The following is a 14,122-nucleotide window of genomic DNA, read 5'->3' on the forward strand; positions in this document are numbered from 1 at the left end:
GTCATATTTTGAACGATTAGTCCTGCGCGAGCAAGGCCAGCAGACCAGCCTCGTCGAGGATAGCCACACCCAGTTCCTGCGCCTTGGCCAGCTTGCTGCCGGCGTCCGAGCCGGCCACGACATAGCCTGTCTTCTTCGACACGGAACCGCTGACCTTGCCACCGGCCGCCTCGATCAGCTCCGCGGCCTCGTCGCGGCTCATATTGGGCAAGGTGCCCGTCAGGACGAAAGTCTTTCCGTCCAGCTTGCCGCCAGCGGCTGACGTTTCAGGTAATTGTGACAGTAATTCATTTCGGAGGGCGTCCAGTTGACCGAGCAGCTTGACATTGTTCTCATCGGCCAGCCATTGCGCCAGCGACTCGGCCACGGCGGCGGGCAAGCCCGCGTGGAAGCTGGCGCCTTGCGCCGCCAGGCTGGCCAGGGTCACGCCCCGTTCCACCAGCTGCTTGCTGCGCGGCTCCGTCAGCTTGGGGATGCCGATGGCCGCCAGCAACGTCGTTTGCTCCAGCTGCGTACGCAGCTTGGCACTGGGCGCATGTTCACCCTGCGGCGTGACGCCAGCGTCCAGCAATGCCTGCAGCGCCTGCTGGTTCTTTTCTTCCGCAAAAAAGTCGGCGATGGACATGGCCACGGTGCCGCCGATGTCGGGCAGCACACGCAGCAAGGCCGCAGGCGCTTTGCGCACATACGCCAAGCTGCCCAGCCACTCGGCCAGCGTCTTGGCCGTCGATTCGCCCACGTGGCGAATACCCAGCGCAAACAGGAAACGCTCGAGCGGCGGCCGCTTGCTTGCTTCTATGCCGGCCAGCAAATTTTCCGCCCATTTGGTGGGAATTTTGCCTTGTTGCACTGTTTCTGGCGTCGAACCATCGCGCTCGTCGGCGCGCACTTTCATTTCCAGCAATTTATCCAGGGTCAGGCTGTACAGGTCGGCCAGCCCATGCACGTATTCCAGTTCGACCAGGGTATCGATATAACGTTCCCCCAGGCCTTCAATATCCATCATGCGCCGCCCGGCAAAGTGACGGAACGCTTCCTTGCGCTGCGCCGAACAGAACAGGCCGCCCGAGCAGCGGGCAATCGCCTCGCCCTCTTCGCGCACCACGTGGGAATCGCAGACGGGACAGCGCTCCAGCATCTTGAACGGCAACGGCGCCGGTTCGGGGCGCTTCTCCAGCACCACGGACAACACTTCCGGGATCACGTCGCCGGCGCGGCGCACGATGACGGTATCGCCCACGCGCACATCCTTGCGCAGCACCTCGTCCTCATTGTGCAAGGTGGCATTCGTCACCGTTACGCCGCCCACGGACACGGGCGCCAGGCGCGCCACGGGCGTCATGGCGCCCGTGCGGCCCACCTGGATATCGATGCCCAGCACCACGGTGAAGGCTTCTTCGGCGGGGAACTTGTGCGCCAGCGCAAAACGCGGCGCGCGCGAGACAAAGCCCAGCTCCTGCTGGTCTTGCGTCGCGTTCACCTTGTAGACCACGCCGTCGATTTCATACGGCAAGGCGGGACGGCGCGCGCCGATATCGGCGTAGTAGGCCAGCAAGCCCTGCGCGCCCGGCACCACACGGCGCTCCTTCGACACGGGTATGCCCAGCGTCTCGTACCAGTCGAGCAAGGCCGAATGCGACACGGGCATGGCGGCGCCATCGAGGGCACCGATGCCATACGCATAGAATCGCAGCTTGCGCTGCGCCGTGATGCGCGAATCGAGCTGGCGCAGGCTGCCGGCGGCCGCATTGCGCGGGTTGGCGAATTCCTTCTGCCCCGCGTCGCGCTGGCGCTCGTTCAGGCGGGCAAAATCGGCCTTGAACATCATCACCTCGCCACGCACGTCGAGCACGGTGGGAATCTTGTCGCCATGCAGGCGCAAGGGAATGCCGGAAATGGTGCGGATATTCGCCGTCACATCTTCGCCCGTGGCGCCATCGCCGCGCGTGGCCGCCTGCACGAACAAACCGTTTTCATAGCGCAGGTTGATGGCCAGGCCATCGAATTTCACTTCGGCAGCGTAGTCGACTTGCGCAGCGTCAAGGTCCAGGCCATCGCGTACGCGGCGGTCGAAGTTGACGATATCGTCATCGGTGAAACCATTGTTCAGCGACAACATCGGCACCGTGTGCGTGACTTGCTCGAATTGCGGCAGCGGCGCCGCGCCCACGCGCAAGGTGGGCGAATCCGCTGCCCGGAGTTCCGGATGGGCCGCTTCCAGCGCCTGCAGTTCGACAAACAGCTTGTCGTACTCGGCGTCGGGAATGGTGGGATTGTCGAGCACGTGGTAGGCGTGCAGATGCCGGTTCAGCTCGGCAGTGAGTGCCAGAACGCGCTGGGCGGCGTCCTGGTTGGTCAGATCAGTCATTATTGCAGGATTCTTCAGCTAAATAAACGCAGGGCGCGGGTGGAACCGGCCGGAATGTCGGCCGCGTCCATTTCCTGGTAAAACTCTTGCACCTGGCCGGCGATCTCGGCCAGCGCCGCGTCCGACAAGGCCTGGTTGTAATCATCGACGATGGTGGCGTCGAGGCGGCCCACCAGTGCCTTGGCGCAAGCGACCATGGCGCCAAAGCCGTCGCGCGCGGGTGCCACGCAGGGCACGTCCAGCAACAGGGTCAATCGGGACGTGGTTTCCTCGGCCAGGGTGACATTCGTCGACAGCGAGAACAGATAGCTGCCGTCGCCATCGGGCATGACGAAGCGGCCGTCCGGACGCACGTCGAAGCCCTGCTTTTCCAGCGCAAACAGCAAGGTGGAAATGGCCCACGGCGCGCCGTTCGTGTGCAGGTTGACGCCCAGTTGCGCGTCGTGGCCGGCGACAAAGCGGTGCAGGTTGCGCGCTTCGGCCATCACTTCCATCATGTCGGGTACTTCCGGCTCGGCACCGATCTCGTCGGCCACGCCACGCAAGCGCGTGACCAGTTCCGAGTATTCGAGTTCATTCAGGGCCGTGCTGCGGCTGGCCAGCTGCACGCCGCCCTGCATCTTCGTATAGACACCGCCATGCGTGATCGGTTCCCAGTCGCCATTCACGTGCAAGCCGATGAAGTGCACGGGCTTGTTGCCCACCAGGCGCAGGGTTTGCAGCACGGGCAGGATCTTGTCGCCGCGCACGGGCGCTTCCAACGACAAAGGCAGCAGGCAGTCGATCAGCGGGTCGACCAGGCTGGTCGCCTGTTCGCTGGCGGCGCTGACTTCTTGCACGGGCTCGGCGGCTGGTGACGCGACCGTCTCGGCAGGGATATCCCCCAGCGACGGTTCCGCGTGCACGGGGGCATCGGACACGGGCGCGGCTGGCGGCGCGCCGAACGACGGTTCAGCCTTGGCGGCTGGCGCGGCGTCAAAGCGCGGTTCCTGGCGCAGGACGGGTTCCTGGGCGTCGGACACGGGGGCGTCGCCCTCGCGCATCAGCACATCGTCGTGGTCGGTGGAAAAGGCCCGTTCCACGCTTTTCTTGGCCTTGTATTCCTGCCATTTGTTGTACGAGAAAACACCGACGATAAAGACGCCGCCGGCGCCGAACAAGGTAATTTGTAAGTCTGTCATGCTGCTTGTGCCTCGGTTGCAAAATTTGCGGCGGACTCCATGTCCACCGCCACGATGCGCGATACGCCCTGCTCCTGCATCGTCACACCGATCAATTGATGGGCCATTTCCATCGCAATCTTGTTATGCGAAATGAAAAGGAATTGGGTCTGGTCGGACATGCGCTTGACCATGCGGCAAAAGCGTTCCGTGTTCGAATCGTCCAGCGGCGCATCGACTTCGTCGAGCAGGCAGAACGGCGCCGGATTCAGGCGGAACATGGAAAACACCAATGCGGTCGCGGTCAGCGCCTTCTCTCCACCCGATAACAGGTGGATGGTGGCATTTTTCTTGCCCGGAGGCTGCGCCATGACTTGTACACCGGAATCGAGAATCTCGTCGCCCGTCATGGTCAGCCTGGCCTGCCCCCCGCCAAACAGGATGGGGAACAGCTCGGAAAAGTGATGGTTGACCTTGTCGAACGTGTCTTGCAGCAAGTCGCGCGTTTCCTTGTCGATCTTGTGGATCGCGTCTTCCAGCGTATTGATCGCTTCCGTCAGATCGGCATTCTGGGCGTCGAGGAAATTCTTGCGCTCGGACGCCTGCGCCAGCTCGTCCAGCGCGGCCAGGTTGACGGCGCCCAGGGACGTGATGGCGTTCGTCAAACGCGTCACTTCGCCCTGCAGGTACGATGGACGCATGTCCGGGTGCAACTTTTCCGTCAAGGCGGCCTCGTCGGCACCCGATTCCAGCAATTGCTGGGCGAATTGCTCCTGGTTCAGGCGCGCGGCCTGTTCCTTGAGCTGCATTTCCATGATCTTGTCGCGCTGCGGCTGCAGGCTGCGCTCCGATTGCGTGCGCGCATCTTCGGACAGACGCAACTGCTGCGTAATTTGATCGAGTTCATGGCGCGCGTCCGCCAGCGCCCGCTCCTGCGTGGTGCGGCGCTCGAGCAGATCCTGCAAGCCGTCGGCCGCCGCGCCGCTTTCCAGATTCGCCAGTTCGAGTTCACCGGCCTGCAGGCTGGCCGTTACTTGCTGCGCCTGCGTGCTGGCCGTGGCGATATTGCGGCGCAATTCCTCGATCTTCGCGCGGTGGGCTTTTTCCGCATATTCCGTATCCTTGGCAGCCCGCTCCAGGTCGCGCAAGGCTTCGCGCGCTTCGGCCAGACGCTGTTCCTTCTGCAAAAAGTCCGTATGGCCGTCTTCGTGCGCTTCCTGCAAGTTGCCCAGTTCCATGTCCAACTGTTCGAATTTTTCTTCCGATTCCAGCTTGGTCTGCATCTGCTCCGCTTCCTGCGCGGCGATTTCGGCCAGATCCGCGCCGATCTGCGTGCTGCGCTGGTTGAAGCGCGCTTCGACTTCCGACAATTTGACCACGTCGAGTTGCAGAGTATGCACGGAGGAAGTGAGCTGCTGTATGCGCAGGCGCAACTCGGACAAGTTGCGCGTCAGGGTGGCGACGGCCGCATCGGCCCGCACGGAACGGGCGCGCGCCTCTTCAGCCAGCAATTGCTGGGCGCGCAACTGCTTGCCGATATTCTCGATTTCCTGCTGACGCCCCAGCATGCCTTCCTGCTCCGAATCGGCCGCATAGAAGCGCACGCTGGTGGCCGTGACCACGTGCCCAAGCCGCGTGACGAAATAGCCGCCCGGCGGCAACTTGCCGCGCTCGGCCAGCGCCTCGGCCGCGTCTTCCACGGCATAGGCGTTGTACAGCCAGTCCTGCAGCAAGCCGCGCAAGCCCGGATCATTGAGTTTCAACAAGTTCAGGAATGGCTTCAGGCCTGGCACATCCGGCATCGGCAGCGGCGCCACGGTGGACGGCGCGTACAGGGCCAGCTTGGCCGGTGGCGCGTCGGCAAAGAAAGCCTTGGCCCAGTCGATATTCGACAATTGCAGGGCCGACGTGCGCTCGCGCAAGATCGATTCCATGGCCGCTTCCCAGCCCGCCTCGATCTGCAGCTTTTGCCACAGGCGCGGCAAGGTGTCGAGCTCGTGCTTTTTCAGCCACGGCTGCACCTTGCCCTGGGTTTGCACCCGTTCCTGCAATTGTTTCAAAGCTGAAAGACGCGCTTCCAGCTGGGCGTTGGCGGCCGTCTCGGCATTCACCTGCGCCTGGGCTTCAGCGCGTTCCTGCTCCAGCTTCGGTTGTTGCTCCAGCGCTTCTTCCAGGTAGAAACCCTGCTCTTCCAGCGTCTGCTGCTTTTCTTCCAGCTGCAGTTTCAGGTTTTCCAGGTGGCTGCTGTCGGGCAAACTGAGGCTGTTCTTTTCCTGCTGCAGGCGCTCGCGGCGCGTCAACAGGCTGGCCAGGATGTTCGAGGCGTTGCGCTGATGCGCCGATTCCAGTTCCAGTTGCTGCTGCGCCTGCATGATGCGCGCGCGCGATTCCGTGCTCTTGTTTTGCGCGGCGCGCCAGGCGGCGTCCAGTTCGGGCAATTGCTCGCCCTTCTGCTCGGCCATCATTTGCGATTGCTCGACCTTGGCGGCCAGTTCTTCGAGGTGAAACTCCGCCTCTTCGATCTGTTCCTGGTATTCGCTGCCCTGGCTGCTCCACTGATCGCGCTGGGCCGTCAGGGTCGCCAGCTGGGCCTGCAGGCGCGCGCGCGATTCGATGACGAACCTGATCTGCGCTTCCAGGCTGCCGATTTCCGCATTCGTCTGGTACAGATGGCCTTGCGCCGTATGCAAACGGTCGCCCACGGCAAAGTGCGCCTGGCGCATCTGTTCCAGGGTCAGCTCGACGTTGCGCAGCTTGGCCGTCTGTTCTTCCAGGTCGGTCTGCGCCTGTTCCACTTCGCGGAAATAGCGCGTCTGCTCGTTGTGCGCCTCGTTCTTGCGCAGCAGCCACAACAATTTCTGCTTTTCTTCCTGGTCCGCCTGCAAGGCGTGGAAACGCGTGGCCACGGCCGCCTGCGCTTCCAGCTTTTCCAGGTTGGCATTGAGTTCGCGCAAGATGTCTTCCACGCGCAGCAAGTTTTCGCGCGTGTCTTGCAAGCGGTTTTCCGTCTCGCGGCGGCGTTCCTTGTATTTCGACACGCCCGCCGCTTCTTCCAGGAAGACGCGCAATTCTTCGGGGCGCGATTCGATGATGCGCGAAATCATGCCCTGGCCGATGATGGCGTAGGCGCGCGGGCCGAGGCCCGTGCCGAGGAAAATATCCTGGATGTCGCGCCGGCGCACGGGCTGGCCATTGATGTAATAGGTGGACGTGCCATCGCGCGTCAGGGTGCGCTTGACGGCGATCTCGGCGTACTGGCCCCACTGGCCGGAAGCTTTGCCATCGTTGTTGTCGAACACCAGTTCCACGGAAGCGCGTCCGGCGGGTTTACGATGCGTGGAGCCGTTGAAAATGACGTCCTGCATCGATTCGCCGCGCAATTCCGACGCTTTCGATTCGCCCAGCACCCAGCGCACGGCATCGATGATGTTCGACTTGCCGCAGCCATTCGGCCCTACCACGCCCACGAGCTGGCCTGGCACCTGGAAATTGGTGGGATCGACGAAAGACTTAAATCCCGACAACTTGATGGAAGAGAGACGCACGTGTTTTAGAGTTCCTGGCCTATGCTGGCGGTTGAGATCGGCGAACCCGGTTCATATTCAGTTCAGATGCACCATGGCGACGGCAGTCTGCCCGCTCACCGCAAAAAAGTGGTTCATCATACCATTTCCTGATGCTTTTCTGGCCAAAAAACAGCGGCATCGAGCGCCGGCCGGCACCAGCTCAAGGGGCTGGGCGACCATCCTGCGCCAGTTTCCAGTCTTCACGGGAAAAAACGCGCTCATGGCCGGACAACACCATGGCCAGTTTTTGCAGCCACTGCTCGGTCGGCATGGGCTCGGCCTTGAAGCTCAGCGCCACCATCAGCACCAGGCTGGCCAGCGCCAGCGCATGACTGACGGCGAAATTAACGGCGCCGCGGGCATTCCACATGAAGCCCAGCGCCAGCGCCAGGCCCAGCACGCAGCCGCTGACGGCTTCCGACACGCTGTGCGCATGTACGACCACGCGGGAAATGGCCACCAGCACGGCAAACGCCACGCCGACGAGCACACCAGCATGGCGCCAGCGCGGTTCGGCCCGCTGCAGCAGCACATACATCAGCACGGGAAACACGGCGCCGGCGCGCATGGCGTGCCCGCTGAAGCCGGTAAAATCGAGCGCGCTGCTGCCCACGCCCCAGCTCATGAAGGCCAGCTTCGACAGCACCACGAGGGCCAGGCCGCCGCCGTACCACAGGCTCCAGCTGAACACCAGGCGCCACTGGCGCGAGACGAGCAGCCACAGGGCAATCGCCACGCCAGCCGGCCCCATCACGGACATATCGGCCGCAAAAGAAATTCCATTCCACCAAGTCATCGTGCCTGCGCTTATTTCATGATCAGCGTGCACTATGCCACGACTCGGCCCTGTTCCGCGCGGCTTTTGCTGTGCCGCAGCAAAGAATTACATTCCATTACAAAATTTCCGCGCCAAAACTATCCACTTGGCAAGTACCAGGCACGCATCAGATATTCGTCAGGCGCTTGCCCCTGGCCGGCGCAAAGTCGCGGATCGATTCGATCATGCCCACTTCCAGCGCCTGGTCGGCCGTCAGGTGCAGGTCGGAGTACGCATGCACCTGCCATTGCTCGTCCGTCAGGTTGACCTGGCTGCGCAGGATGCGCTCGGTACGCATGTCGTCGGCGCGCAAGCCCTCGACGATGATGCTGAGCGCATCGGGGCGCGAACCGGGCGAGGCGGTCGCATGCGACTTGTGCACCATGAAGCGGGCCGTGTCGCTGGCATGGCGATGCCGCCCCGCCAGAAACAGGGTGACGGCGATGGACGCCACGGCGCCTGCGTTGTAGGTAATGATGTCGAACGGCAACTTGCTGAGGAAGTTGTACAGACAAATGCCATCGCTGACATAGCCGCCGTTCGACTGGATCAGGATGTGCGCGGTGGTAAGCTTGTCTTCCGTGATGTCGGCCACGGCGTTGAAGACGCGCCGTACCATGTCACTGTTGACGTCGCCCGAGAGGGTAAAGTAACCGTGCTGCTCGGTGTTGTTTTGTGTCTCGTGTTGTGTCCCGCTCTGTGTCGTGTTCATGGCAGCCACCCGCAAGAAAGCCAGGACTTCATCATAGTCCATTCCCGCGCGGCCGGGCGTCCTTTTGCAGTGGATCAGGCCCCTGCCCAGCCCCGCAAATCGGGGGTTTTGCGGCAATTTGGCAACGTCTTTACAGATTGACAGAATACCCCTGCTGACATATATTCCTCACACTTGATCGGGAGAGGGCAACCCAGCGTTGCCGCCGAAGGGGCACTACCCAAAAACTCTCAGGCAAAAGGACCGATCAGGCGGACTGAAGCTGTTGCTTTGGCGACATCTTTAGCTCAACTCTGGAGAGCGGCCGCGGCTATTGCCGGCGGCCCACCGAAGGGGCGCACGGGGCAAGCCCCCGTAATCTCTCAGGTACAAAGGACAGGGGGGTCAGTGATCACGATGGAGTGCCGTTTTGGCGCTCGATATTCTGTGTTCTGTTAACTTCCCCCTTTACCTTCGTCCCGAGGAATCCATGACGCTCAAAGCGACCCCACTCAACAACGCCCACCGTGCCCTCGGCGCCCGCATGGTCGATTTCGGCGGCTGGGACATGCCCGTCAACTACGGCTCGCAAATCGAAGAACACAACGCCGTGCGCGGCGACGCCGGCATGTTCGACGTGTCGCATATGTGCGTGGTCGATATCGAAGGCCCGAACGTGCGCGCCTTTTTGCGCGGCTTGCTGGCCAATAACGTCGACAAGCTGCAAGTGTCGGGCAAGGCGCTGTACTCGTGCATGCTGAATGCCGAAGGTACCGTCATCGATGACCTGATCGTCTACTTCTTCAACGAAAACTGGTTCCGCCTGGTCGTCAACGCGGGCACGGCGGAAAAAGACGTGGCCTGGATGCAGCAGCAAAATACCACCACCAACAGCGGCCTGACGATTACCGAACGCCGCAATGCCAACGAGCCGATGGCCCTGGTGGCCGTGCAAGGCCCGAACGCGCGCGCCAAGGTATGGCAAGTGCTGCCGGAAACGCAAGCGGCGTCCGAAGCCATCAAGCCGTTCAACGTCGTCATCGTCAAGGACACCGCATTCGGCGAAGTCATGCTGGCGCGCACCGGCTACACGGGCGAAGACGGTTTTGAAATCGGCGTGGCCGCCACCCAGGTGGAAGCGCTGTGGAACGCCCTGATCGCCGCCGGCGTCAAGCCGGCCGGTCTGGGCGCGCGCGACACCCTGCGCCTGGAAGCGGGCATGAATTTGTATGGCCAGGACATGGACGAAAGCGTCAACCCGCTCGACGCGGGCCTGGCGTGGACCATCGACCTGGTCAGCGAGCGTGACTTCATCGGCAAGGCCGCCCTGCTGGCCAAAGGCCAGAACGCGCAATTTGTCGGCCTGATCCTGCGCGAAAAAGGCGGCGTGCTGCGCGCCCATCAAAAAGTCATCATCGCCGGCAGCGACGCCACGGGCGAAATCACCAGCGGCACCTTCAGCCCCACCATGCAGGAAGCGATCGCCCTGGCGCGCGTGCCCAACGGCGTGAACGTGGGCGACAGCGTGCACGTGGAAATCCGCGGCAAGCAACTGGCCGCCTCCGTCGTCAAGCTACCTTTCGTGCGTAACGGTAAAATCCTGGTTGCGTAAGCGTATTAGAGCCGCCCGCAAGACCGCATAAACATAATCAATAACGAACACTTACCATCTGGAGCCACACATGAACATTCCTGCAGACCTGAAGTACACCGCTTCCCACGAATGGGTACGCCTTGAAGGCGACGGCACCGTCACCGTCGGCATCACCGAGTACGCGCAGGACGCCCTGGGCGACATCGTCTTCGTCGAACTGCCAAGCGTGGGCAATACCTATGGCGCCGGCGACGACGCCGCCGTGGTGGAATCGGTCAAGGCCGCGAGCGACATCTACGCGCCGATCGCCGGCGAAGTCGTGGCCGTCAACGACGACGTGGTCAACTCGCCTGAGTCGATCAACGCCGACGCCTACGCCAACTGGCTGTTCAAGATCAAGCCAGCCGACGTGTCGGCCCTGGACGGCTTGCTCGACGCCGCCGCCTATGGCGCCACCACCAGCGCCTGATCGCGTCTGACTCACGGGCCGCGTTTGCGGCCCGTTTGCTTTGGTTGCAATAAATTACAGCAGCGCCCGCGCGCCGCCTCCCGGTTTTTCAGTCTTTTTTGGCCTCTATATCATGACCCGCACCAGCCTGACCCAACTCGAAGCACGCGATGCCTTCATCGCCCGCCACATCGGCCCATCCGCCACCGAACAGCAAGCCATGCTGGCGACCCTCGGCTATCCATCGCGCGCTGCGCTGATCGACGCCCTGGTACCGGCCAACATCCGCAACAAGGGCGCCCTGCCCTTGGGCGCGTATTCGCAGCCGATGCCGGAACAGGAAGCCTTGTCGCGCCTGAAAGCCATCGCCGGCAAGAACCAGGTTCTGAAATCGCTGATCGGCCAGGGCTATTACAACACCTTCACGCCAGGCGTCGTGCTGCGCAACATCTTTGAAAACCCGGCCTGGTACACGGCGTACACGCCTTACCAGCCAGAGATTTCGCAAGGCCGCCTGGAAGCGATTCTGAATTTCCAGCAAGTGATCACCGACCTGACCGGCATGGGCATCTCGAACGCCTCGATGCTGGACGAAGGCACGGCCGCCGCCGAGGCGATGACCCTGATCCAGCGCGTGGGCAAATCCAAATCGAACGTGCTGTATGTCGCCAATGACGTGCTGCCGCAAACGCTGGAAGTGGTGCAGACGCGCGCCCAGCCGATCGGCATCGAAGTGCGCACGTTTGACCCGGCTGAAATCGAAGCGCTCGACGCCTGCTTCGGCGTGCTGCTGCAATACCCTGGCGTGAACGGTGTCGTGCGCGACTACCGCGCCGGCGTGGAAAAACTGCACGCGAATGGCGCCATGGTCATCGTCGCTGCCGACCTGCTGGCCCTGACCATGCTCACGCCACCTGGCGAATGGGGCGCCGACGTCGTCGTCGGCAACAGCCAGCGCTTCGGCGTGCCGCTCGGTTTCGGCGGCCCGCACGCGGGTTATCTGTCCACGCGCGATGAATTCAAGCGCAATATGTCGGGCCGCCTGGTGGGCGTGACCGTCGATGCGCAAGGCAACAAGGCGTACCGTCTGGCCCTGCAAACGCGCGAACAGCATATCCGCCGCGAAAAAGCCACCTCGAACATCTGCACGGCACAAGTGCTGCTGGCCGTGATGGCTTCGATGTACGCCGTCTACCACGGCCCTGCCGGCCTGCTGCAGATCGCCCAGCGCGTGCACCGTTTTACGGGCGTGCTGGCCGCCAACCTGAAGACCCTCGGCTATGGCGTCGTCAATGCGAGCTACTTCGACACATTGACCGTCAACGTCGCCGATGCGGCGCAACTGCACGCGACGGCCATGCACCACGGCGTCAACCTGCGCAAAGTGGATGCTACCCACGTCGGCGTGTCGCTCGATGAAACCACCACGCGCGACGATATCGCGCTGCTGTGGAAGGTCTTCGCGCACGGCCTGGTCAACGCGCCAGCCGCGCCTGACCTGGACGCCGTTGAAGCGAATGTGACCAGCGCGCTGCCGGCGAATCTGGCGCGTGAAAGCGCGTATCTGACGCACCCTGTCTTCAACAGCTACCACTCGGAACACGAAATGCTGCGCTACCTGCGCAGCCTGGCCGACAAGGACCTGGCGCTGGACCGCACCATGATCCCGCTCGGTTCGTGCACCATGAAGCTGAACGCGACAAGCGAAATGATTCCCGTCACCTGGCCGGAATTTTCGAACATCCACCCGTTCGCGCCAGACGCGCAAACGGTGGGCTACCGCGAAATGATCGCGCAGCTGGAAGAAATGCTGTGCGCGCTGACGGGCTACGCTGCCGTCTCGCTGCAGCCGAACGCCGGCTCGCAGGGTGAATACGCGGGTCTGCTGGTGATCAAGGCGTATCACGAATCGCGCGGCGAAGGCCACCGCAACATCTGCCTGATCCCGTCGTCGGCGCACGGCACCAACCCCGCATCGGCCAACATGGTCGGCATGCAGGTGGTCGTCACCAGCTGCGACGCCAACGGCAACGTCGACCTGGCCGACCTGAAAGCGAAAGCGGAAAAGCACAGCGCCAACCTGGCTTGCGTGATGGTCACCTACCCGTCCACCCACGGCGTGTTTGAAGAAGGCATCCAGGAACTGTGCGAAATCATCCATTCGCACGGCGGCCAGGTCTACATCGACGGCGCCAACATGAATGCGCTGGTCGGCGTGGCCGCTCCCGGCTCGTTTGGCGGCGACGTGTCGCACCTGAACCTGCACAAAACCTTCTGCATCCCGCACGGCGGTGGCGGACCAGGCGTCGGCCCGATCGGCGTCGGTGCGCACCTGGCGAAATTCCTGCCGAACCAGCGTTCGTCGGGCTACCAGCGCGACGCCGCTGGCATCGGCGCCGTCAGCGCCGCGCCATTCGGCTCGGCCAGCATCTTGCCGATTTCGTGGATGTATATCGCCATGATGGGCGCGGAGGGATTAACCGCAGCGACCGAGACGGCGATTCTGGCGGCGAACTACATCGCGCGCCGCCTGGCGCCGCACTACCCGGTGCTGTACTCGGGCCACGACGGCCTGGTCGCGCACGAGTGCATCCTGGACCTGCGCCCGATCACGGACGCCACCGGCATCAGCAACGAAGACGTGGCCAAGCGTTTGATGGACTTCGGTTTCCATGCGCCGACCATGAGCTTCCCCGTGCCGGGCACCTTGATGATCGAGCCGACGGAAAGCGAATCGAAAGTGGAAATCGACCGCTTCATCGACGCCATGATCGCCATCCGCGCGGAAATCGCCAAGGTCGCCAGCGGTGAATTCGACCACGACGACAACCCGTTGAAGCATGCGCCGCACACGGCGCAGGTGCTGATGTCGGACAACTGGGAACGCAAGTACAGCCGTGAAATCGCGGCCTACCCCGTCGCTTCCCTGCGCCAGCGCAAATACTGGCCACCGGTCGGCCGCGCCGACAACGTCTACGGCGACCGCAATCTGTTCTGCGGCTGCGCGCCCATCAGCTCCTACGAAGAAGAGTAAACGCCACGCGCCCGCTTAGACGGGCGTGCCAGCGACAGGAAGGCAGGCCAGACGGCCTGCCTTTTTTCATGTCCGCAAGGGTAGGTCGGATTAGGCCCGGAGGGCCGTAATCCGACACCACCACCGGCCTCGCCAACAATGTTGTCGGATTACGCTACGCTAATCCGACCTACGCAACCGGCAACGCCAGCAAGACCGCACCCGGCAGCCCCAGCACGGTGCCCAGTATCGTCAGCAACATGACATCGCGCCGCTCGCAGCGGGTGCGGTACGAGCTCCAGGCGGCAAACAGCAACGCGACGGCCACGCCGCTGAGCGAAATTCCCACTTCTGTCATGCCCGTTCTCCCATCATAGTTTCTTCCTTCATCGTTCTCATCCTTTCATTGATCGAACAAGCTACCTATCGGTAGGTAGCCAGTGTACAATAAAAAACACGGCGGCG

At 62.6% G+C, this 14,122-nt stretch carries 9 protein-coding genes and 2 riboswitches; of the genes, 3 read left to right on the forward strand and 6 right to left on the reverse strand.

All coding sequences use genetic code 11. The features are described 5' to 3' along the window. Positions 1 to 16 precede the first annotated feature (16 nt). From ligA to CLU93_RS00275, 5 genes are all read right to left on the reverse strand, one after another. Positions 17 to 2,368 carry an NAD-dependent DNA ligase LigA gene (ligA, locus tag CLU93_RS00255; protein ID WP_099759512.1) on the reverse strand — a complete coding sequence of 784 codons (2,352 nt, stop codon included), beginning with the start codon at positions 2,366 to 2,368 and terminating at the stop codon, positions 17 to 19. A 14-nt stretch (positions 2,369 to 2,382) separates the two neighbouring features. Further along, complete coding sequence (locus CLU93_RS00260) at positions 2,383 to 3,549, reverse strand: cell division protein ZipA C-terminal FtsZ-binding domain-containing protein (protein WP_099759513.1); 1,167 nt, start codon at positions 3,547 to 3,549, stop codon at positions 2,383 to 2,385. Continuing rightward, positions 3,546 to 7,073: a chromosome segregation protein SMC gene (smc, locus tag CLU93_RS00265; RefSeq protein ID WP_099759514.1), complete on the reverse strand. Its 3,528-nt coding sequence runs from the start codon at positions 7,071 to 7,073 to the stop codon at positions 3,546 to 3,548. Before smc ends, CLU93_RS00260 begins: the two co-directional genes overlap by 4 nt. A gap of 181 nt (positions 7,074 to 7,254) precedes the next feature. Continuing rightward, positions 7,255 to 7,890, reverse strand: a complete 636-nt coding sequence (locus tag CLU93_RS00270; protein WP_257224804.1) for a phosphatase PAP2 family protein — start codon at positions 7,888 to 7,890, stop codon at positions 7,255 to 7,257. Between the two features lie 148 nt (positions 7,891 to 8,038). Further along, positions 8,039 to 8,623: an ATP-dependent Clp protease proteolytic subunit gene (locus CLU93_RS00275; protein WP_257224805.1), complete on the reverse strand. Its 585-nt coding sequence runs from the start codon at positions 8,621 to 8,623 to the stop codon at positions 8,039 to 8,041. Positions 8,624 to 8,792: 169 nt separating this feature from the next. After that, positions 8,793 to 8,879: riboswitch (glycine riboswitch) on the forward strand. 27 nt (positions 8,880 to 8,906) lie between these two features. Further along, positions 8,907 to 9,012, forward strand: a riboswitch (glycine riboswitch). 80 nt (positions 9,013 to 9,092) lie between these two features. Between CLU93_RS00275 and gcvT the strand changes: the two genes are divergently transcribed. The 3 genes from gcvT to gcvP all read left to right on the forward strand — a co-directional run bounded on the left by gcvT (position 9,093) and on the right by gcvP (position 13,678). Next, positions 9,093 to 10,214, forward strand: coding sequence for a glycine cleavage system aminomethyltransferase GcvT (gcvT, locus tag CLU93_RS00280; RefSeq protein WP_099759517.1), 1,122 nt, complete (start codon positions 9,093 to 9,095; stop codon positions 10,212 to 10,214). A 70-nt stretch (positions 10,215 to 10,284) separates the two neighbouring features. Further along, a complete protein-coding gene (gene gcvH / locus CLU93_RS00285; protein ID WP_071077771.1) occupies positions 10,285 to 10,665 on the forward strand; it encodes a glycine cleavage system protein GcvH in 381 nt (126 codons plus the stop codon). 112 nt (positions 10,666 to 10,777) lie between these two features. Further along, positions 10,778 to 13,678: an aminomethyl-transferring glycine dehydrogenase gene (gene gcvP, locus CLU93_RS00290; protein WP_099759518.1), complete on the forward strand. Its 2,901-nt coding sequence runs from the start codon at positions 10,778 to 10,780 to the stop codon at positions 13,676 to 13,678. Positions 13,679 to 13,847: 169 nt separating this feature from the next. Here gcvP and CLU93_RS28105 read toward each other — a convergent pair whose 3' ends face one another. Next, on the reverse strand, positions 13,848 to 14,015 hold the full coding sequence (locus tag CLU93_RS28105; RefSeq protein ID WP_180287764.1) for a hypothetical protein: 168 nt from the start codon (positions 14,013 to 14,015) through the stop codon (positions 13,848 to 13,850). Between the last annotated feature and the right edge of the window lie 107 nt (positions 14,016 to 14,122).

It is taken from the genome of Janthinobacterium sp. 35 (assembly GCF_002754575.1).
GTDB classification, from domain to species: domain Bacteria; phylum Pseudomonadota; class Gammaproteobacteria; order Burkholderiales; family Burkholderiaceae_D; genus Janthinobacterium; species Janthinobacterium tructae.

What these genes read in the sequence shown, in the direction of transcription:
- ligA (WP_099759512.1), bottom strand. Translation starts at nt 2,368, where the DNA reads ATGACTGATCTGACCAACCAGGACGCCGCCCAGCGCGTTCTGGCACTC.
- CLU93_RS00260 (WP_099759513.1), bottom strand. Translation starts at nt 3,549, where the DNA reads ATGACAGACTTACAAATTACCTTGTTCGGCGCCGGCGGCGTCTTTATC.
- CLU93_RS00270 (WP_257224804.1), bottom strand. Translation starts at nt 7,890, where the DNA reads ATGACTTGGTGGAATGGAATTTCTTTTGCGGCCGATATGTCCGTGATG.
- CLU93_RS00275 (WP_257224805.1), bottom strand. Translation starts at nt 8,623, where the DNA reads ATGAACACGACACAGAGCGGGACACAACACGAGACACAAAACAACACC.
- gcvT (WP_099759517.1), top strand. Translation starts at nt 9,093, where the DNA reads ATGACGCTCAAAGCGACCCCACTCAACAACGCCCACCGTGCCCTCGGC.
- gcvH (WP_071077771.1), top strand. Translation starts at nt 10,285, where the DNA reads ATGAACATTCCTGCAGACCTGAAGTACACCGCTTCCCACGAATGGGTA.
- gcvP (WP_099759518.1), top strand. Translation starts at nt 10,778, where the DNA reads ATGACCCGCACCAGCCTGACCCAACTCGAAGCACGCGATGCCTTCATC.
- CLU93_RS28105 (WP_180287764.1), bottom strand. Translation starts at nt 14,015, where the DNA reads ATGACAGAAGTGGGAATTTCGCTCAGCGGCGTGGCCGTCGCGTTGCTG.